Source organism: Streptomyces sp. CB02400 (genome assembly GCF_001905725.1).
Classification (GTDB): domain Bacteria; phylum Actinomycetota; class Actinomycetes; order Streptomycetales; family Streptomycetaceae; genus Streptomyces; species Streptomyces atrovirens.
This window is the reverse complement of sequence record NZ_LIWB01000019.1, coordinates 12,465-30,631: the sequence shown is the minus strand read 5'-3', so window position 1 is coordinate 30,631 and position 18,167 is coordinate 12,465. Positions and strand designations below refer to the sequence as shown.

The window sequence follows — 18,167 nt, the reverse complement described above, 5'->3', positions numbered from 1 at the left end:
CCCACCGGAACAAGCCGACGGCGATCCGCCCGGACCCCGTCCTGTCGGCGCGCCGCGCCGAAACAGCGTGCCCTGCCGCCAAGCGAACCCGGCCGACGTGGCGGGCCCGGCCGACGTGGCGGGCCCGGCTGACAGGGCAGGCCCGGCTGACGGGGCGGACCCGGCCGACGGGGCGAGCCCTGCCATCAGGCGAACCCCACCGACAGGGCGGGCCCGGCCGACCGAGGGCTACGCCTCCGTGAGTTCCACCTGGATCTCGACCTCCACCGGAGCGTCCAGGGGCAGTACCGCGACGCCCACCGCGCTGCGGGCGTGGACGCCCTTGTCGCCGAGGACCTCGCCGAGCAGCTCGCTCGCGCCGTTGAGGACGGCCGGCTGGCCGGTGAAGTCCGCGGCGGAGGCCACGAAGCCGACGACCTTCACCACGCGCGCCACCCGGTCCAGGTCCCCGGCGACGGACTTGACCGCGGCGAGGGCGTTCAGCGCGCAGGTGCGCGCCAGCTCCTTCGCCTCCTCCGGGGTGACCTCCGCGCCGACCTTCCCGGTCAGCGGAAGCTTGCCCTCCACCATGGGCAGCTGGCCGGCGGTGAAGACGTACCGCCCCGACCGCACGGCCGGCTGGTACGCGGCCAGCGGCGGGACGACCTCCGGCAGGCTCAGGCCCAGCTCGGCCAGTTTCGCCTCGACGGCGCTCATGCCTGCTTCTCGCGCTTCAGGTAGGCCACCAGCTGCTCGGGGTTGTTCGGCCCGGGCACGACCTGGACGAGCTCCCAGCCGTCCTCGCCCCAGGTGTCCAGAATCTGCTTCGTTGCGTGGACGAGCAGCGGCACAGTCGCGTATTCCCACTTGGTCATGCGGCCGACTCTAGCCCCCGCCCGCGTGGGACGCGGCCCCCGTCCCGCCCCCTCGCGCGGGGCGCGACGTCCGGGAACCGCCACCCGGAGCCGCCGGGGTGCGGGGCGAGCATTTAGGCTCGAAGGCGTGAGCAGGCTCCAGGTCGTCAGTGGCAAGGGCGGAACCGGCAAGACCACGGTGGCCGCGGCCCTCGCGCTGGCCCTGGCCACGGAGGGGAAGCGGACGCTCCTCGTCGAGGTCGAGGGCCGCCAGGGAATCGCGCAGCTCTTCGAAACGGAGGCGCTGCCCTACGAGGAACGGAAGATCGCCGTCGCTCCGGGAGGCGGCGAGGTGTACGCCCTCGCCATCGACGCCGAACTGGCCCTTCTGGACTACCTCCAGATGTTCTACAAGCTCGGCGGCGCCGGCCGGGCCCTCAAGAAGCTCGGCGCGATCGACTTCGCCACCACCATCGCGCCCGGTGTGCGGGACGTCCTGCTCACCGGCAAGGCGTGCGAGGCGGTCCGTCGCAAGGACAGGAACGGGCGGTTCGTCTACGACTACGTCGTGATGGACGCCCCGCCGACCGGCCGCATCACCCGCTTCCTCAACGTCAACGACGAGGTCGCCGGACTCGCCAAGATCGGCCCGATACACAACCAGGCGCAGGCGGTCATGCGGGTGCTGAAATCTCCGGAGACGGCCGTGCACCTGGTGACGCTGCTGGAGGAGATGCCGGTCCAGGAGACCGCCGACGGCATCGCGGAACTGCGTGCCGCACGGCTGCCGGTGGGGCGGGTCGTGGTGAACATGGTCCGGCCGGAGGTGCTGGACGGGGACGGCCTGGAACTCGCGACGGCGGTGCCTCGTTCCTCCATCGCGCGGGCACTGTCGTCCGCCGGCCTCGGTGGCGCGCGGCGCGGGGGACACGCCGAGCGTCTGGTGGACCCGTTGCTCGCGCAGGCGGAGGAGTACGCCGAGCGGTACGCGCTGGAGACCGAGCAGCGCGCCGTGCTGACGGACCTCGACGTGCCGTTGCACGAGCTTCCGCTGCTCGCGGAGGGCATGGACCTGGCCGGCCTGTACCAACTGGCCAGGGAGCTGCGCGAACAGGGCATGTCATGACCGAGCACCACGCCCGTACGTCCCGGCCCCGTACCGGCCGTCACCTCCGTCACCGTCACCGTCAGCGCCGTACCGGCCCCGCCACACACCACCGCCGTACCGACCCCGTCACGAGTCGGAAGCACCGGAAGCAGGGGATGTCATGAGTCGTCGTCCGGAACCGGCGCAGGCCCAGGACCCGGCCCGTCACCGCCTCTCCCCCACCCGCACGCTCGACATCGACCCGCTGATCGAGGACCCCGCCACCCGGATCGTGGTGTGCTGCGGTTCGGGCGGGGTCGGCAAGACGACCACCGCGGCGGCGCTCGGCCTGCGCGCGGCCGAGCGGGGGCGCAAGGTGGTGGTCCTCACCATCGACCCGGCCCGCCGCCTCGCCCAGTCCATGGGCATCGACTCGCTCGACAACACCCCGCGCCGGGTGAAGGGCATCGACGACTCCGCGGGCGGCGAACTGCACGCGATGATGCTCGACATGAAGCGCACCTTCGACGAGATCGTCGAGGGGCACGCGGACCCCGACCGGGCCGCCGCGATCCTGGGCAACCCCTTCTACCAGTCGCTCTCTGCGGGCTTCGCGGGCACGCAGGAGTACATGGCGATGGAGAAGCTGGGCCAGTTGCGCTCCCGGGACGAGTGGGACCTCATCGTGGTCGACACCCCGCCCTCCCGTTCCGCCCTGGACTTCCTGGACGCCCCCAAGCGGCTCGGGTCCTTCCTCGACGGCAAGCTGATCCGTGTCCTGCTGGCCCCGGCGAAGGTCGGCGGCCGCGCGGGGATGAAGTTCCTGAACGTCGGGATGTCGATGATGACGGGCGCCCTGGGCAAGGTGCTCGGCGGCCAGCTGCTGAAGGACGTACAGACCTTCGTGGCCGCGATGGACTCGATGTTCGGCGGGTTCCGTACGCGCGCGGACGCCACGTACAAGCTGCTCCAGGCGCCCGGGACGGCGTTCCTGGTGGTGGCGGCCCCGGAGCGGGACGCGCTGCGCGAGGCCGCGTACTTCGTGGAGCGGCTGGCGGCGGAGGAGATGCCGCTGGCCGGGCTGGTGCTCAACCGGGTGCACGGCAGCGGCGCGGACCGGCTGTCGGCCGAGCGGGCGCTGGCCGCCGCGGAAAATCTTGAGGACTCCCGCATTGTGGATCAGGTGGACGGGAAAGCTGGACTTCGTAACTCTCCCGAAACGTACGGCAGTTCAGAATCCCTTGCTCCCACCGGGTCCCTTGCTCCCACAGGATCCCCCGATCCCGCCGGATCTCCCGATCCCGCCGAATCCCCTGCGCACACCGAAGACACGGCTGACGCCGACAGCCCTGAGACCACGGACGCCGACGCGGACCGGTCCGTCGACCGGCTCACCGCGGGCCTGCTGCGGCTGCACGCCGAGCGGATGCGGCTGCTCTCGCGCGAGCAGCGCACACGCGACCGCTTCACCGCGCTCCACCCCGAGGTGGCGGTGACCGAGGTGGCCGCGCTGCCCGGCGATGTGCACGACCTCGCGGGACTGCGGGACATCGGCGACCGGCTCGCGGCCGACCGGCCGGAGCTGCCCGAAACGCCCTAGACCAGCACCGCGGGGAGAAGAGGAAACAGGGGAACGCAAGAACCCCCCGAGGGCCCTCAGCTCACCGCCGCGTAGTTCTCGTACACCTCGTCGTCGTTGAGCGGTACGACACCCGGCCCCCGCTCGTACTCCGAGCGCGCGGTCTCCAGCAGCCTGCGCCAGGAGGTCACGGTCGGCCGCCGGCGCAGCAGTGCGCGGCGCTCACGCTCCGTCATGCCTCCCCATACGCCGAACTCGACGCGGTTGTCGAGCGCATCGGCCAGGCATTCGGTGCGTACCGGACATCCGGTGCACACCGCCTTGGCCCTGTTCTGCGCTGCTCCCTGAACGAACAGTTCATCCGGATCGGTAGTGCGGCAGGCAGCCTGCGCACTCCAGTCGGTAACCCAGCCCATACCGGCGCCGTCCTCTCCCGAATCGAGGCTCCCCCACGGCGGCAGCGGCATATTCACCGCCGCCAGTTGAGGACGTTACGGAAGGTGGGCACAGCGCAACACCCCCAGCGGGCCCAATCTTGAATGGTCCGAACGGACTATGGGTAAGCGGCAGATCACCCGGGGGAGTGAGGGGACGACATGCGTGACGAACCCGGCATTTCAGGTCAGTTCAGTTGCGTCACAACGGACACCGCATGACACATGAGGTGGATCCGGACACGGGTTCAACATCCCTCGACACAAACTCGTACGAAAAAAATCGAGGAGATCCGGAACGATTCGGGGTCGCCGGACGTATTGATACGTGGCCTCACTGCTGTGACAGTTGAGAGCAGCTTAGGCCAAGGCATATACGCTTGTCCGGCGAATGAGAACGTAGGCTGCTCCCATGCCAAAGAAGCGCTCGGGCGGTGGTCTGTCCCCCGCACAGCAGGCCGCCAAGTTCCTCGGTGTCAGTGTCCTCGCGGGGGCCGTCATGGCCGGCATCGCGCTGCCCGCGGTGGGCGCGCTGGGCCTGGCGGCCAAAGGGTCGGTGGAGAGCTTCGACGAGCTCCCGGCCAACCTCAAGACGCCGCCGCTGAGCCAGCGCACCACCATCCTCGACGCCGACGGCGGCCAGATCGCCACCGTCTACTCGCGCGACCGCACGGTGGTCGACCTCAAGGACATCTCGCCGTACATGCAGAAGGCGATCGTCGCGATCGAGGACTCGCGCTTCTACGAGCACGGCGCGATCGACCTCAAGGGCGTCCTGCGCGCGCTCAACAAGAACGCGCGTAGCGGCGAGGTATCCGAGGGCGCGTCCACGCTCACGCAGCAGTACGTGAAGAACGTCTTCGTCGAGGAGGCCGGCGACGACCCGACGAAGGTCGCGCAGGCCACCCAGCAGACCATCGGCCGCAAGATCGCCGAACTGAAGTACGCGATCCAGGTCGAGGAGGAGCTGGGCAAGAAGAAGATCCTCGAGAACTACCTGAACATCACCTTCTTCGGCCAGCAGGCGTACGGCGTCGAGGCCGCCGCCCGGCGCTACTTCTCCAAGTCCGCCAAGGACCTCAGCCTCCAGGAGTCCGCCCTCCTCGCCGGCCTCGTCCAGTCACCGAGCCGCTACGACCCCGTCAACGACGAGGCGGAGGCGAAGAAGCGGCGCGATGTCGTCCTCCGGCGGATGGCCCAGGTCGGCGCCGTCTCGCAGGCGGAGGCCGACAAGGCGGTGGAGGCCCCGCTGGGCCTGAAGGTCAGCAGGCCGAAGAACGGCTGCATCACCGCGGTCGACGACGCCGGGTTCTTCTGCGACTACGTGCGGAACGTCTTCCTCAACGATCCGGTCTTCGGCAAGACCAAGGAGGACCGGGCCAGGGTCTGGAACCAGGGCGGCCTGACCATCCGTACGACGCTCGACCCGCAGGCCCAGAGCTCCGTCCAGCAGTCGCTGAAGGACCACATCTACACGAGTGACGAGGTCGCCGCCGCGACCACCCTCGTCGAACCCGGCACCGGCAAGATCGTGGCGATGGGGCAGTCGAAGCCGTACGGCACCAACGCCAAGCAGCACGAGACCGTGATCAACTACTCGGTCGACTTCGCCATGGGCGGCTCCAACTACGGCTTCCCGACGGGTTCCACCTTCAAGCCGTTCGTGGCGGCGGCCGCGCTGGAGGAGGGAAGGCCGCCGACACAGAGCTACTCCGCCCCGTTCGAGATGCCGTACCCGGCGACCGTGCGCGGCTGCGACAAGCCCTGGGTGAACGACAAGAACTGGAAGCTGGAGAACGAGAACGAGTCCGAGGTGGGGCCGTACGCGCTCAAGGACGCGATGGCCAAGTCGGTCAACACCTACTTCGTGCAGATGATCGAGGACATCGGCATGTGCCCCGTGGTGACGATGACCGACAAGCTCGGCGTGGTCCAGGGCAACGGGGAGAAGATCCCCGAGGTCCCCTCCTCGATGACCCTCGGTTCCACCGGCCTCTCGCCGCTCACGATGGCGAGCGCGTACGCCGCCTTCGCCTCCCGGGGCATGTACTGCACGCCGGTCGCCATCGAGTCGATCACCCAGAAGATCGGCAACGAGCAGAAGTCGCTCGAGGTCCCGAAGTCGACGTGCTCGCGCGCGATGAGCGAGCAGACCGCGGACACGGTGAACACCCTGCTGCAGGGCGTGGTCGACTCCGGTACGGGTCAGGCGGCCGGCCTGAGTGACCGCGCCAACGCCGGTAAGACGGGTACGACGGACGAGCGCAGGAACGCCTGGTTCGTCGGCTACACGCCGAACCTGTCGGGCGCCGTGTGGGTGGGCAGCGCGACCCAGAAGGTCAAGATGAAGGACATCACGATCGGCGGCGTCCCCCACGCGCTCGTCTTCGGTGGCGCGGTCCCGGGCCCCATCTGGAAGGACGCCATGACCGGCGCCCTGTCGGGCAAGGAGTCCCCGTCCTTCAACCTCGTCAACATCCCGGACGCCCAGGACCGCGACGAGGACGAGGGCGACGGCGACGGCGACGGCAACGGCAACCGTGACGACGACGGCAACAACGGTGACAACGGCGACGGCGGTTTCATCGGCGGTCTGATCAGCGGCGGCAACGGCAACGGGGGCGGCAACGGATCGGGCGGCGCGGGAGACACCGAGCCGGACCCGGGCTTCTCCGCCCCGGAGGGCTTCATCCGGGGGGCGGGCACCGGCCCCGGAGGACGCGACTGAGCCGTCTCCGCACCTCCAGCCGTCCGTTCACGGGAGAGTTGCTCGTTGACACCGAGCTTCAGACGCCATTTCAGTTGGTGTGATCTTGCGGCAGTCCGGGGCGATGGCCGCTGCGCTTGTGGAACGGATGGTGCCGGAAGACCTGTGGCCCCTGTTCCAGCGGGTGGTGCCGTCGGCACCGGTTCGCCCGCAGGGTGGAGGACACCGTCGGCGAGGTGACCGCCTTCCGGCGGTTCACCGAGTGGACCGGGGCCAGGGTGTGGGCCAGGCTGCACCGCCTGGTCCCGGACGAACCCGGTGCCCGAGGTGAGCTGGACTGGTCGCGGTGCGCGATCGACTCCGTCAGCGTGAGGGCCCTCAAAGGGGGCTGCTGACGGGACCGGATCCGACCGACCGCGGCAAGAAGGGATCGGAGATCCACCTCATCGTCGACCGACGCGGCCTGCCTCTGTCGGTCGGCGTCTCCGCCGCCGACCTCCAGGGCAGCCAGGCCCTCGCCCCACTGGTCCGCGGCATCCCGCCCATCCGCTCACGTCGCGGCCCGCGACGCCGGCCGTCCGGCGCAGACGCCTGCACCGACGCTACGAGCGCAAGCCGGAACACTTCCTCACCTTCACCGCCATCTCCGCAACCCTCATATGCCACCGCAGGCTCACCAACTGAAATGACGTCATAGCAGCATGACCTGGCGGCTCTCGGGACGCTTCCACTCCCCGTAACAGAGGGTTCCTGCTCACGGTGAACGCCCTACGTGAGACGCGCCGACCGGGCGTCAGTGCGGCGATGCCTTCGGGACGACCGACATCCGGATGGACCTCCCCGGCTGGCGCAATTACGCCAACATTAATGACCTATGTGGCTCCCTTCGTGAAAGTTTGTACCTCTTTCAGGAATGCCGAGCTCCCCCGTAAGGTGATCACGCATGTGAACGGGACGGGTGGCGAGGGGGCGAAGTTGTCCGAGAAGCCGGACATAGGCGAGACAGAGCTCAAGATCCTCAGTTTGCTGTATTCAGGCCTCGACGATGCCTCGATTGCCAGGCGTCTGAATCTGGGGCACCGCACCGTCCAACGTCACGTACAGGGCCTGATGACCCGCCTGGAGGCGGCGGGGCGGGTCGCCCTGGGCGCCCGGGCTCAGGAATTCGGCCTGCTCGGCAGGTCGAACCGGGGGGCGGCGTGAGCACATTCCGCCGTCGCAGTTGAGCTCACACACGGAGTCGAGTGCGTCGACGCCGAGCCGACACCGTACTCCCGGCTTCTGACCTGACCGCTTTCCAGGGCATAGACATGTGGACGTAAAGGTATGACACGGACCAGATCGGATCGACGAGACGTTCCCCGCTTCTCACCCCTGGCCGGGTTGGCGATTCTTGTCTGCGCGCTCGGTCTTGTCTCCTGTACGCCGGACGCCGAAGGAACCGCGGGAGATGACAAATCTAGCGGAGACGTGGCCGACAAGAGCAACTGGCCGGCGGCAGAGGTCGAGAGAGGGCTGGTCAAAGGCTTGGCTCTGCCCATCGAACCCTATCTCCAGACCTATCCCGAAGAAGTGGCGATCCAGCATGCGAAGAACGTACTGAATCGCGCGTGCATGAAGAGATTCGGCTTCGACTACGACCCTCCGGCTCCTGGTAATCGCCCTCCGCACAGCTACAACGCGGCAAATATGAAGCGCCGTTGGGGCATCACGGATCCGGCGGAGGCCAGAGAGCACGGTTACCGGCTCCCGCAGGAGCCCACCGACGACTGGAAGCCGTACGAGCCACAGGGACCTGCCGCCAATTATGTCTTCGACCTGACCACGGCCTCAGGACAGAAGCCACCCGCAGGCGGAGCGTACGAGGGCGATCGGATCCCCGAGGGCGGCTGCCGGGGCGAAACGGACCGCAAGCTCGGATCGTACGACGACAGTCTGGCCGCCGAGATCAATGTCGAGACGTTCCAGCGGGCCAAGCAAGACCCCAGGGTTCTGGCGGTGAACCGTAAGTGGTCCTCCTGCATGAAGGAAAAGGGGTACCGGGTCGGCACACCACTGGAGGCACTCAACCAAGCATTCTCCAACGGCACCGCAGAGGCTTCTCAATCCGAGATAGCCATGGCGATCGCCGATATCGAGTGCAAGAAGTCCACGCATTTGATCGACGTGTATTTCTCGACCGAGACCACCATGCAGAAGAAACGGATCGAGGAAGAGCAACTCGTTCTTGACGAACAGAAGTCGAAGAACGAAACGATCATTAAGCGTGCAGCAGAGTACCGCTGACCATCCACCCGCCAAGAGAGGAAAATACGTGAGCTTCCGGGCAAGAACAGGAGTAATCGCGGTCGCCACCACGGCTGCTGCCGCCATGAGCTTCGGCTTCCCCACCACCGCATCGGCGGCGACTGTCTACTCGTCAGATCAATGCAGCTCCAGCGGAAACAGTCGCTGCATCATGCTCAATTACAACTCCGGGAACGGCGGGTGGCTGAGTGCCTGCTTCCTCTCGAACACCGAGATCTCAAACTACTCCGGCCACTACGCCGGTGACGGAATCCAGGTCCACTACGTCTTCAACACCCATCAGATCCAGTACAGCCTGCACTACGGGACAAGCGGTTGCTGGGGCGGCAACGGCGCGGACCAGCCGGTCAAGAACAACGCCGCCGCTGTCGGCAACAACCTGGCCAGCTGCACCGCCGTAATCCACTACAACTCGGGATACGGCGGCGCTCAGGACAAGTTCTCGGCCGGCACCAACGGCAACCTCAACTCCACGCTGAAGAACGAGAACGCGTCGCAGTCGCTGATCTGCTGACAGCGCGAGCGCACGAGGGAGAAGAGCCGTGTGCCCACCCGAATCCGTGGTGCACACGGCGCGTCGGCGGCCGCCGACGCCGAAGGGGCCGCCATGAGATTCAGTCCAGCCGCGACCACCGGACCGGACACGGCCGCAAGAGCCTTACGCAAGGTGATCATCCCCGAATCACATGCATTGAATTCTGTCCGCGCATCCGACGCACAATCGGGCCAGGCCCGGAATGACGCATCAATCCTCACAGGGGAATTGACGTAATTACGCCGGACAGGGTTGAGCGGGAGACCGCAGGGAAACCGCCGACTCACAGAGACGACCTCTTGAGCCGGGACGGTCGGGTCACCTGCTCGTTGGCAGGGCGTGATCGAGGTTGAGGACGCGCCTCGGCTGTCGCCCTCGGCGCGGGAGGTGGTGCGGCACACCCGGCGTCCGGGACCGCACGGGCTGATCAGTGAGAAGGAGCGGGGCACACCGGTCCAGGCGATGGCGGACGACAGCGCCAGAAGCTGTCGATCGGCGGGCCGCTGTGGAACCGGGCCACAGTGCGGGAACCGGTCCGCGTCACCGGGTGCCGCTGGAAGATCGAGGCCTTCGACGCGGACGCGCGTTCGCGGGGCGGCCCTCCAGGACCGCCCCGCGCATGCCGCACTCCCGCCCGCCGTCGAAGCAGTTCACGCCCTGCGCTTTCGGTTCAGCGCACGAGTGACCGGCGCGTCATCAGCACCGCAGCCTCAATGTCGCCGGGACGACTTCACTGCCCGCATTATCCGCACGCCACGTCGTCCACGCTTCTGCCGGCCCAGTTGCCGTTCCGCGGGTCCGTCTCGGAGAGTGAGAGCGTAACGCAGCGACCGTTCGACGATGTCTTGCTCACCGGCCCCGCGTACGTGGTGTAATTTCCATCGTCCTCTGTGCGGGCACCGTCTCCGAGTCTGATGCCGACCTTCATCTGGTGACGCGTTCCGGCGAACTTCTTGGCCACCAGGACGGCACAGTTGGTACCGCCGTTGGCAGAGGAGTAGTACAGGTAGGCAGTGGACCATACTTCGTTGTTGGTCCCTATCAAGTTGTACGACCCGACTTGGGATCCAGGACAGCCGTATGCGCCGGCGAATGCACTTGGGGCAGCCGCGAGGTTGAGTCCGGCGACAGCCATACCGACGGCTGCGATATATCCGATGGACCTACGCATGACCAGCATCACTCCTGATAGATCAAATCCATCCCCGATATCCATTCAGCGCGGCACCGAGAACAGGAGACTGTAGGTGAATCACAACTGATTCATTTTCCATTCAGTCAACCACGGAAGATCTTCTGGAGTGATGGTTCGGTGAAGCCTGGCGTAATTACGCCTTCGCTTCCCCGGCGGCACCCGGAGGGGTATGACAGACCGCGGCGAGCGGACCGTGTCGACGACCGGTGGCGGACCACAAGTCGACAGTTCCCCCTCCGCTAGGCCCCTCAGCCGGCCAGCAGCTTCTTGACCACCGCGGCGACCCGGCCGCCCTCCGCCTGACCCGCGACCTTCGGGTTCACGATCTTCATGACCTGACCCATGGCACGCGGCCCTTCGGCCCCGGCGGCCTTCGCCTCTTCGACGGCCTGGGCGACGATCGCGTTCAGCTCCTCGTCGGACAGCTGCTTGGGCAGGTACTGCGCCAGCACCTCGCCCTCCGCCTTCTCCCGCTCGGACTGCTCAGGGCGGCCGCCCTGAGCGAAGGCCTCCGCCGCCTCACGGCGCTTCTTCGCCTCGCGGGTGATCACCTTCTGCACCTCGTCGTCGGAGAGCTCGCGCTTCTCCTTGCCCGCGACCTCCTCCTTGGTGATCGCGGCGAGCGTCAGCCGGAGCGTCGAGGAGCGGAGCTCGTCGCGCCCCTTGATCGCGGCGTTGAGGTCATCCTGCAGCTTCGACTTGAGCGTGGTCATGGCTCGATTGTCGCAGGTACGCGACGACGAACGCCTACTGATTTAAGGCCCTGTTCCCCCGGAGGGTTCCCTGGGGCCGTTCGGAGGGACCCCGTCAGATCTGACACGATGGGCCCATGCGCGCGCGATACGGAATCCCCCTGGGAATCACGGCGGCCGGCGCCGCCGGGCTGCTGTACGCGGCGGGCTTCGAGGCCCGCTCCTTCCGCCTCCGACGGGTGACCGTCCCCGTCCTCCCGTCCGGGATGCGCCCCCTGCGCGTGCTCCAGGTCTCCGACATCCACATGGTCGGCGGCCAGCGCAAGAAGCAGCGCTGGCTGCGCTCCCTGGCGGGCCTGCGTCCCGACTTCGTGCTCAACACGGGCGACAACCTGTCCGACCCCGAGGGCGTGCCCGAGGTCCTCGACGCGCTCGGTCCCCTGATGGAGTTCCCGGGCGCGTACGTCTTCGGCTCCAACGACTACTACGGCCCCACCCTGCGCAACCCCGGCCGCTACCTGATCGAGAAGGTCCAGGGCCGCCACGGCCTGAACGGCAACGCCCAGGCGGTCGGCGTGGTCCACAACCCGTGGGAGGACCTGCGGGACGGCTTCGACGCGGCCGGCTGGCTGAACCTGACGAACACCAGGGGCACCCTGAAGATCGAGGGCACGTCGATCGAGCTGACCGGCCTGGACGACCCTCACATCAAGCGCGACCGGTACGCGGAGGTCTCGGGCGGCCCGTCGGACGGGGCGGACTTCTCGATGGGCGTCGTCCACGCCCCGTACCTGCGCGCCCTGGACGCCTTCACGGCCGACGGCTACCCGCTGGTCCTGGCCGGCCACACCCACGGCGGCCAGCTCTGCATCCCCTTCTACGGCGCCCTGGTCACCAACTGCGACCTGGACACGGACCGCGTGAAGGGCTTGTCCACGCACACGTCCGAGGGCCGCACGTCCTACCTCCACGTCTCCGCGGGCTGCGGCACCAGCCGCTACACCCCGGTCCGCTTCGCCTGCCCTCCGGAGGCGACGCTGCTGACCCTGGTCGGCCGGGACTGAGACCACTCGTCCTGGCCGGGACCTAGATCACCCACCTCGGCCGGGACCGAGATCACCCGTCCGGCCCACCCGCATCGCCCCGGACCGGACATCCCCCCACGCTGGGGTGCATGACCGCCCCGATACCCAGGGACCTCCCGGACATCCCCGCCCTGCCGCGGACGCATCCGGCGTCGGCCGCCCTCTTCGCCCCCGCCAGAGCCGTCGTACCCCTGGTACGCCGCCCGCTGGCAGCGACGTACCGCCTGGTCCTGGCGCTGCTGGCGGCGGGGGCGGTGCTGCTGGAGACCCTCCTCGGCAGCCCGGCCCGGGTCCTGAGCCACTTCGCGGTCCAGAGCGCGGTCCTGCTGGCCGTGGTCACGTTCGCCTCGGCCCGCCGCGCCTGGAGCGCCCGTCACCCCCTGCCGGGCGCGATCACGGGAGCGGCCCTGCTGTACGTGATCACGGCGTCCCTGGTCCACCACGTCCTCCTGGCGGACGCGGCCCCGCGCTTCTCGGTGACGGACGGGACCGCCGGGACGGCAGGCTGGCTGGAACCGCTCGCCGCCCACACCCTGCACACGGTGCTCCCCGTCGCCGCGCTGCTGGACTGGCTCCTCCTCACCCCGCCGGCCCGCACCCGCCTCCGCCAGGCCGCCACCTGGATGCTGTACCCCCTGGCCTACCTGGCCTTCACCCTGATCCGGGGCGAACTCCTCCCCGGCTCCCCCGCCCGCTACCTCTACCCCTTCCTCGACGTCGCCCGGCACGGCTACCGGAACGTCCTCGCCAACGCCCTCCTCCTGGGCCTCGCCTTCTACGCCCTGGCCGTCCTCCTCGTTGCCCTGGACCACACCCGCCCGAACCCGGTCCGCCACCGCCCGAAAACCGGATTTCGCCTCCGGCCCCCAGTGGGCTAAAGTAAACGTCGTCGCCGCGAGAGCAGCGACGATCGGGGTGTAGCGCAGCTTGGCAGCGCGCTTCGTTCGGGACGAAGAGGTCGTGGGTTCAAATCCCGCCACCCCGACAGTGAAGTACCAGGTCAGGGGCCTGATCCGCACAGCGGGTCGGGCCCCTGAGTGGTTCCTGGAGATCGTTTGGGAGAAATCCGGGAGAAGATCTTGATGAGCTTCTCCCGGACGAGGCAATCGCAGCCGAGCACCGCGGCTCGCGTCAGCGGTCGTGGCCGTGCGCGTCCGCGAATCCAGACCGTCGGCCAACAGCCCTCCCCGCGGCCGTGAGTCCGCACCCCTCCCCGCAATAGCCTCCGTCACTCGAAGCGATCAAGCCTTTTCGCCGCCTCCGGCATGCGCTCCACGCGCGGATCCGCGCTCGACGAATCCCACCGGTGCAGATCGCCCCCAACGTCTCCGCTGCGCCAGCGCACCGGTATCGGCCGTACTGCTCAATCGGGGACCGGAAGAGAAAACCGACGCGGCACATCGTCTGCGGCTGACGCTGCACCAGCGGAACCCACTGAACGGCGGACGCGAGGAAGGGAAGCCATCCGCTGACCGACATGGAGGCTGTACGACACGAGTGGGAGCTGAACGAGGAGTGGTCCTGCCTCCCTGCCCTGACACAGGGGTTACTTGCTGTAAGCCCGCTTCCAGCGGGTGCGATGCCGGGCGTCCCCCTGGCCGGCACCGTTGATCTCGGCGAGTGACATCAAGGAGGCTCCCCCGTTCCACATCCCCAGGTGATCACGATGTACGGCGAGGATCCCATGCTGTAACGCGAACTTCTCGGACGGGCGACTGAACCGCGTGGTCGTCACGAACACGGCCAGGTCAGCACCGAAATGCACCCGGGCTCCCAGCAGATCGCGCAGTTCACGGCTCGCGATCGTGCTGGTCGGCGCGTACCGCTTGCACTGGATCACCATGCTCCGGCCGTCCGGAAGACGGCCGACGACGTCGGCTCCGTTGTCGTTGGCGCCACCCACCCTGTGTACCTCGGAGCACCCGTCTCGTCGGCAGAGGTTCGCGACCAGTTCCTCGAACTCCGTGCCGGTCATCGCGTCCACCTCGGTCAGCGTCCGTCGTCCGGCATCGATCATGTCGGCCTGACGCCAGAGGCGGTCCCGCTCGCGCACCAGCCGGTCAGCGCGCCACAGCCACCAAGCAGCCGCTCCCACGCCACCCAGCAGCAGTGCCCCGGTGACGTAGGGCCAGACCACCGACCAGAACATCACCAGGAGGACTATCGCGGTGACCCCACACGCCGACGCCCGCTGCAGCCAGACCGCCCTCCGCCTTCGCGTAGCCGCACCTCGTCCACGCCGAGCTGTCATGCATGCCTCCCGCCCCCAGCCACCTCGGTACGGCAGTCTGACCAACGTCGGTCGGCACGTGTAGAGCACGGAGTCGGCCATTGGCCGGATCGAACGGCGTAGCCGAGCCGATACTGGGGCGATGCACGGCATCTACAGAAGCGCTGCTGCCCGTCGAGAGGTCGGCAGGTGGTGCGCTGAGCGACTCGCGCGGTGGCCGGTGCCGCACCGGACCATGACACTGTCCACCCGCGTAGGCCCGACCCATGTGGTCGCGGCCGGTGAGGATGCCGATCAGCGTCGACGTACTCCCTGCGTGGTGGTGGTTCCCGGCACCAACTTCAATGCGGCCACGAGCCTGCCGCTGATCACCGCACTGGCAGCACGGTGGCCCACCTATGCCGTGGACGTGCCCGGACAGCCGGGGCTGAGTGCCCCCGAACGCCCTGGGCCGAACCGGCCGACTCTCTACGGACGGTGGCTCGAGGACGTCCTTGACGCGGTCGGCACGGGGCCGACCGTCGTGGTGGGGCATTCCCTCGGCGGTGCCATAGCCCTCGCCTGCGAGGCACCCCGACTGAGCGGACGGTTGTTGGTCTCGCCGGCGGGACTTGCCCGGCTGAAGGTCACCGGCCGCGTTCTCGCCGCCACCGTGCCTTGGCTCATCTGCCCCACGAACACTCGCAGCGCAACGCTCCTGCGTCAGATGCACGGGCCCGGCCATGGACCGTCAGCCGGACATGTGGAGTGGATGACGCTCGTGGCCCGGTCCTGCCACTCCAGCCTCGCTCCCTTTCCCTTGCCGAAAGGGACACTCGCCCGATCCCGGCGAGTAGCGAATCTGGTGGTCGCCGGCGAGCAGGACGTGTTCCTGCCGCCGTCCCGGCTGACTTCGCCCGCCTCCCGTCACCTCGGCGTGGCGGTGATCACCGTGCCTGGAGCGGGACACCTCGTGGTCGAGGAAGAGCCGGCAGCGATGGTCGCCCTGACGGCAGCGTTCATGAACGGGGACGAGGGCAGCGGGCGGTGACTGGTCACTGATGGTCGCACCAACGAACGGTTACGCAGAGTAGCACTTGGAGTCGTCAGCAACCCATGCTTGCGTGGACATTTCCGGGGTAGTGAAGGCATGAGGTTCCCCTCCTACTGTGGAGACCGTGACCGGAGGGATAGTTGGGGTCATGGCATCCAGGAAGCGCATCTACGACGCCGAGTTCCGCTCGTAACGGAGACCGGGAAGCCGATTCCGGAAGTGGCTGAGGATTTGGGCATCCACCCGGGGACGTTGCATAGCTGGGTGTCGCGGGCGCGGCGCAACGGGCCGCCGTCGTCGGATCGGCCGGTGGCCGAGCCATCACCCGGCGGTCGTCTGCGGGAGAGCGAGCGGTCTGAGCTGGAGCGGCTGCGGGCCGAGGCCAGGGAGAAGGACAAGCGCATCCGCGAGTTGGAGATGGAGCGTGATGTGTGCAAGCGATTCGTGGCCTTGTGGGTGAAGTAGCTGAGGCAGACCCGGCCGTTGCGGTCCGGGTGATCAGCAGCTGCAAGGCCGAGCAGAAGATTCCCTACCGCACCGCCTGCCGGGCGCTGGGAGTGTCCGAGTCGTGGTTCTACAAGTGGCGGGATCGTCCGCCGACAGCGCGTGAGGTGCGCCGGCGGCAGCTGGCCGAGGAGATTGAAGAGATCTTCCACGGCTCGGGCGGCACCTACGGCTCGCCGAAGGTGTTCATCGAGCTGGTACGCAGAGACTGGCGAGTGTCGGTGAACACGGTTGCGAAGGTCATGGCCGAACTCGGGCTGGCTGGACGGAAAGTGCGTCGCCGCCGGTCGCTGACGAGGCCGGGCAAGCGGCCAGCCGCCGCGGACTTCGTACGCCGGGACTTCACCGCCGAGGAGCCCGGTCTCGTCTGGGCGGGCGATCTCACCGAGATCGAAACCGGCGAGGGCAAGCTGTACTTGGCGACGGTCATCGACCTGTTCTCCCGTCGCCTTCTCGGCTACGCGATGGCCGAGCGGCATGACGCCGACCTGGTCGTCGCGTCCCTGAACATGGCCGCGGCCACCCGCGGCGGCGACGTGCGCGGCGTGATCATGCACACGGACAGGGGCAGCGAGTACTGCTCACGACGGTTCAAGCGGGCTTGCCGAAAGCTCGGCATCGTCCAGTCCATGGGCAGAGTCGGATCTTGTTTCGACAACGCCGTGAGCGAGGCGTTCAACAGCGTCCTCAAAGTCGAGTACGTCCACCGCCATACCTTCCGCACCCGCACCGAGGCCCGCATCAAGATTGCCACCTGGATCACCGACTTCTACAACGCCAGGCGGCTACACAGCGTGTGCGGGTTCAAGAGCCCGATCGACTACGAACGTGACTACCGAGCCACCCTCGCCGAGGGACTGGCCGCATAGATCGTCTCCACGCTGCGAGGGGATTGACAGTGCACTCGTCGGCACAGTCCATGTCGATGCGGATGCACTCGATCAGATCGCCGACCATGCCCTCCGACAAACGGGCGTCCGCCCGCGCGGGTACACGCCTGTGCGCAGGCGATGCGCTCCTCGACGCATCTGTCCATGGTTTCCCTGTCGTGGTCCCACCGGAACCGATCACGGAAGACGTGCGTCCGGCGTCGCGTGTCCCGCAGGCCGCGGGTGGTCACCACTGCTGCCCGCCTTCCACCTCGTACGGGCCGATTCGGCAGAGCGTCCCGCAGCGGGCTCCGGGCGGTGTCCAGGACACCGCGCACGCCCCTGAGGAAAGCAGCGGCGCAGCGGTCGTACGAGCAATCGGGTCCCCCACCACCCGGCCACAGGTGCGGCAAGGAAGATCGCTGGGGCGGTCAGCGCTCGCGCCGGGCCCCGGGAGACAACGGCTTCGAGCAGCAGGACGGCAGCGAAGCTTCCGGTCCAGGCAACCGCCGTCAGTACCGAGAACGAGACCGCGACCGGTACCCCGCCAAGTCCCAGGGCATCGGCGTCGACGTCCTCGTCGAAGCACCCTGCGTCGGTGACACCCACCACGACGAGCAGCCAGAAGCCCGTGACTACGATCGACGCGACGGTGAAGAACAGGACGGGGAACGTCGTGGCGACTTCGACAAACATTCGCATGCCCGTTCCTCCGTCCCCCGCCTCGCTCATCACGGCACGTCAGCGTCCCGGTGCCGCCGCCGGCATCCGGCATCGGGAGCTGACGCGTGCTCCCCTCAGTCCCATCGTGTCGATGCGGAACGCCTCCCGCATTGCCTGCTTCCGGCAGTCTTCGACAGGCCCTCCATGCCGACCACCGCCAAGAAGGCGTCAAGAGGGTGCGTGCCGTCAGCGGCTTCCGGGAGCACCGACCGACCGGAAGACACGTGCCCACGACACCCATCCCGCGAGCCGGATAACGTATGCCAGGGTGCCCGGCACAGCGCCGACCAGCCGGGGAACGGTGTTGACGACGACCACCCCGTACAGCGCCGGACCCGCTGCACCGAGCAGCCG

General features: G+C 68.0%; 16 protein-coding genes, 1 tRNA gene and 2 pseudogenes. 14 read left to right on the top strand and 5 right to left on the bottom strand.

Annotated elements, in window-relative coordinates; translation table 11 throughout:
* Positions 1-228: 228 nt before the first annotated feature.
* Both AMK33_RS32950 and AMK33_RS41830 read right to left on the bottom strand, forming a co-directional pair.
* The gene (locus AMK33_RS32950) at positions 229-696 is read right to left on the bottom strand and encodes a RidA family protein (RefSeq protein WP_073936669.1); all 468 of its coding nucleotides are present in this window, start codon (positions 694-696) and stop codon (positions 229-231) included.
* Positions 693-854: a DUF4177 domain-containing protein gene (locus AMK33_RS41830; protein ID WP_003975360.1), complete on the bottom strand. Its 162-nt coding sequence runs from the start codon at positions 852-854 to the stop codon at positions 693-695. The genes AMK33_RS32950 and AMK33_RS41830 overlap by 4 nt, the downstream gene beginning before the upstream one ends.
* Positions 855-981: 127 nt before the next feature.
* On the opposite strand from AMK33_RS41830, the gene AMK33_RS32945 reads away from it, so the two are divergent.
* Positions 982-1,959, top strand: coding sequence for an ArsA family ATPase (locus AMK33_RS32945; RefSeq protein WP_073936668.1), 978 nt, complete (start codon positions 982-984; stop codon positions 1,957-1,959).
* Positions 1,960-2,101: 142 nt separating this feature from the next.
* Positions 2,102-3,520 carry an ArsA family ATPase gene (locus AMK33_RS32940; RefSeq protein WP_073936667.1) on the top strand — a complete coding sequence of 473 codons (1,419 nt, stop codon included), beginning with the start codon at positions 2,102-2,104 and terminating at the stop codon, positions 3,518-3,520.
* A 56-nt stretch (positions 3,521-3,576) separates the two neighbouring features.
* Here AMK33_RS32940 and wblA read toward each other — a convergent pair whose 3' ends face one another.
* A complete protein-coding gene (gene wblA / locus AMK33_RS32935) occupies positions 3,577-3,915 on the bottom strand; it encodes a transcriptional regulator WblA (protein WP_201263129.1) in 339 nt (112 codons plus the stop codon).
* A gap of 430 nt (positions 3,916-4,345) precedes the next feature.
* On the opposite strand from wblA, the gene AMK33_RS32925 reads away from it, so the two are divergent.
* From AMK33_RS32925 to AMK33_RS32900, 5 genes and pseudogenes are all read left to right on the top strand, one after another.
* Entirely contained in the window at positions 4,346-6,661 is a 2,316-nt protein-coding gene (locus AMK33_RS32925; protein WP_073936665.1) for a transglycosylase domain-containing protein, read from the top strand.
* Between the two features lie 103 nt (positions 6,662-6,764).
* Positions 6,765-7,324: pseudogene (locus tag AMK33_RS41825) on the top strand (hypothetical protein).
* Between the two features lie 183 nt (positions 7,325-7,507).
* A complete protein-coding gene (locus tag AMK33_RS32910) occupies positions 7,508-7,843 on the top strand; it encodes a response regulator transcription factor (RefSeq protein ID WP_079195058.1) in 336 nt (111 codons plus the stop codon).
* Positions 7,844-8,110: 267 nt separating this feature from the next.
* Entirely contained in the window at positions 8,111-8,926 is an 816-nt protein-coding gene (locus AMK33_RS40830; RefSeq protein WP_143203886.1) for a hypothetical protein, read from the top strand.
* Between the two features lie 172 nt (positions 8,927-9,098).
* Positions 9,099-9,461 (top strand): hypothetical protein, encoded by a 363-nt coding sequence (locus AMK33_RS32900; protein ID WP_079195056.1) that lies wholly within the window; start codon positions 9,099-9,101, stop codon positions 9,459-9,461.
* A gap of 1,464 nt (positions 9,462-10,925) precedes the next feature.
* Here AMK33_RS32900 and AMK33_RS32895 read toward each other — a convergent pair.
* A complete protein-coding gene (locus AMK33_RS32895) occupies positions 10,926-11,390 on the bottom strand; it encodes a GatB/YqeY domain-containing protein (protein ID WP_073936662.1) in 465 nt (154 codons plus the stop codon).
* Positions 11,391-11,506: 116 nt separating this feature from the next.
* Between AMK33_RS32895 and AMK33_RS32890 the strand changes: the two genes are divergently transcribed.
* The 3 genes from AMK33_RS32890 to AMK33_RS32880 all read left to right on the top strand — a co-directional run bounded on the left by AMK33_RS32890 (position 11,507) and on the right by AMK33_RS32880 (position 13,439).
* On the top strand, positions 11,507-12,433 hold the full coding sequence (locus AMK33_RS32890) for a metallophosphoesterase (RefSeq protein WP_073936661.1): 927 nt from the start codon (positions 11,507-11,509) through the stop codon (positions 12,431-12,433).
* Positions 12,434-12,543: 110 nt separating this feature from the next.
* The gene (locus AMK33_RS32885) at positions 12,544-13,332 is read left to right on the top strand and encodes a Pr6Pr family membrane protein (RefSeq protein WP_073936660.1); all 789 of its coding nucleotides are present in this window, start codon (positions 12,544-12,546) and stop codon (positions 13,330-13,332) included.
* 33 nt (positions 13,333-13,365) lie between these two features.
* Positions 13,366-13,439 (top strand) — tRNA-Pro (locus tag AMK33_RS32880).
* A 561-nt stretch (positions 13,440-14,000) separates the two neighbouring features.
* On the opposite strand, the gene AMK33_RS32875 is transcribed toward AMK33_RS32880, so the two are convergent.
* A complete protein-coding gene (locus AMK33_RS32875; RefSeq protein WP_073936659.1) occupies positions 14,001-14,603 on the bottom strand; it encodes a restriction endonuclease in 603 nt (200 codons plus the stop codon).
* Between the two features lie 316 nt (positions 14,604-14,919).
* On the opposite strand from AMK33_RS32875, the gene AMK33_RS32870 reads away from it, so the two are divergent.
* From AMK33_RS32870 to AMK33_RS32860, 4 genes and pseudogenes are all read left to right on the top strand, one after another.
* Positions 14,920-15,714, top strand: a complete 795-nt coding sequence (locus tag AMK33_RS32870) for an alpha/beta fold hydrolase (RefSeq protein ID WP_235618266.1) — start codon at positions 14,920-14,922, stop codon at positions 15,712-15,714.
* 99 nt (positions 15,715-15,813) lie between these two features.
* Positions 15,814-15,999 (top strand): annotated as a pseudogene (locus AMK33_RS44225) (transposase); the annotation flags it as partial.
* 27 nt (positions 16,000-16,026) lie between these two features.
* Positions 16,027-16,182 carry a hypothetical protein gene (locus AMK33_RS44220; RefSeq protein WP_235618270.1) on the top strand — a complete coding sequence of 52 codons (156 nt, stop codon included), beginning with the start codon at positions 16,027-16,029 and terminating at the stop codon, positions 16,180-16,182.
* Positions 16,149-17,090 (top strand): IS3 family transposase, encoded by a 942-nt coding sequence (locus AMK33_RS32860; RefSeq protein ID WP_201263123.1) that lies wholly within the window; start codon positions 16,149-16,151, stop codon positions 17,088-17,090. The genes AMK33_RS44220 and AMK33_RS32860 overlap by 34 nt, the downstream gene beginning before the upstream one ends.
* Positions 17,091-18,167: the final 1,077 nt, after the last annotated feature.

Coding starts and splice junctions, on each gene's coding strand:
- AMK33_RS32890 (WP_073936661.1), top strand. CDS start 11,507: ATGCGCGCGCGATACGGAATCCCCCTGGGAATCACGGCGGCCGGCGCC.
- AMK33_RS32895 (WP_073936662.1), bottom strand. CDS start 11,390: ATGACCACGCTCAAGTCGAAGCTGCAGGATGACCTCAACGCCGCGATC.
- AMK33_RS32925 (WP_073936665.1), top strand. CDS start 4,346: ATGCCAAAGAAGCGCTCGGGCGGTGGTCTGTCCCCCGCACAGCAGGCC.
- AMK33_RS32875 (WP_073936659.1), bottom strand. CDS start 14,603: ATGTTCTGGTCGGTGGTCTGGCCCTACGTCACCGGGGCACTGCTGCTG.
- AMK33_RS41830 (WP_003975360.1), bottom strand. CDS start 854: ATGACCAAGTGGGAATACGCGACTGTGCCGCTGCTCGTCCACGCAACG.
- AMK33_RS32910 (WP_079195058.1), top strand. CDS start 7,508: ATGACCTATGTGGCTCCCTTCGTGAAAGTTTGTACCTCTTTCAGGAAT.
- AMK33_RS32900 (WP_079195056.1), top strand. CDS start 9,099: ATGCTCAATTACAACTCCGGGAACGGCGGGTGGCTGAGTGCCTGCTTC.
- AMK33_RS32940 (WP_073936667.1), top strand. CDS start 2,102: ATGAGTCGTCGTCCGGAACCGGCGCAGGCCCAGGACCCGGCCCGTCAC.
- AMK33_RS32870 (WP_235618266.1), top strand. CDS start 14,920: ATGACACTGTCCACCCGCGTAGGCCCGACCCATGTGGTCGCGGCCGGT.
- wblA (WP_201263129.1), bottom strand. CDS start 3,915: ATGGGCTGGGTTACCGACTGGAGTGCGCAGGCTGCCTGCCGCACTACC.
- AMK33_RS32950 (WP_073936669.1), bottom strand. CDS start 696: ATGAGCGCCGTCGAGGCGAAACTGGCCGAGCTGGGCCTGAGCCTGCCG.
- AMK33_RS32885 (WP_073936660.1), top strand. CDS start 12,544: ATGACCGCCCCGATACCCAGGGACCTCCCGGACATCCCCGCCCTGCCG.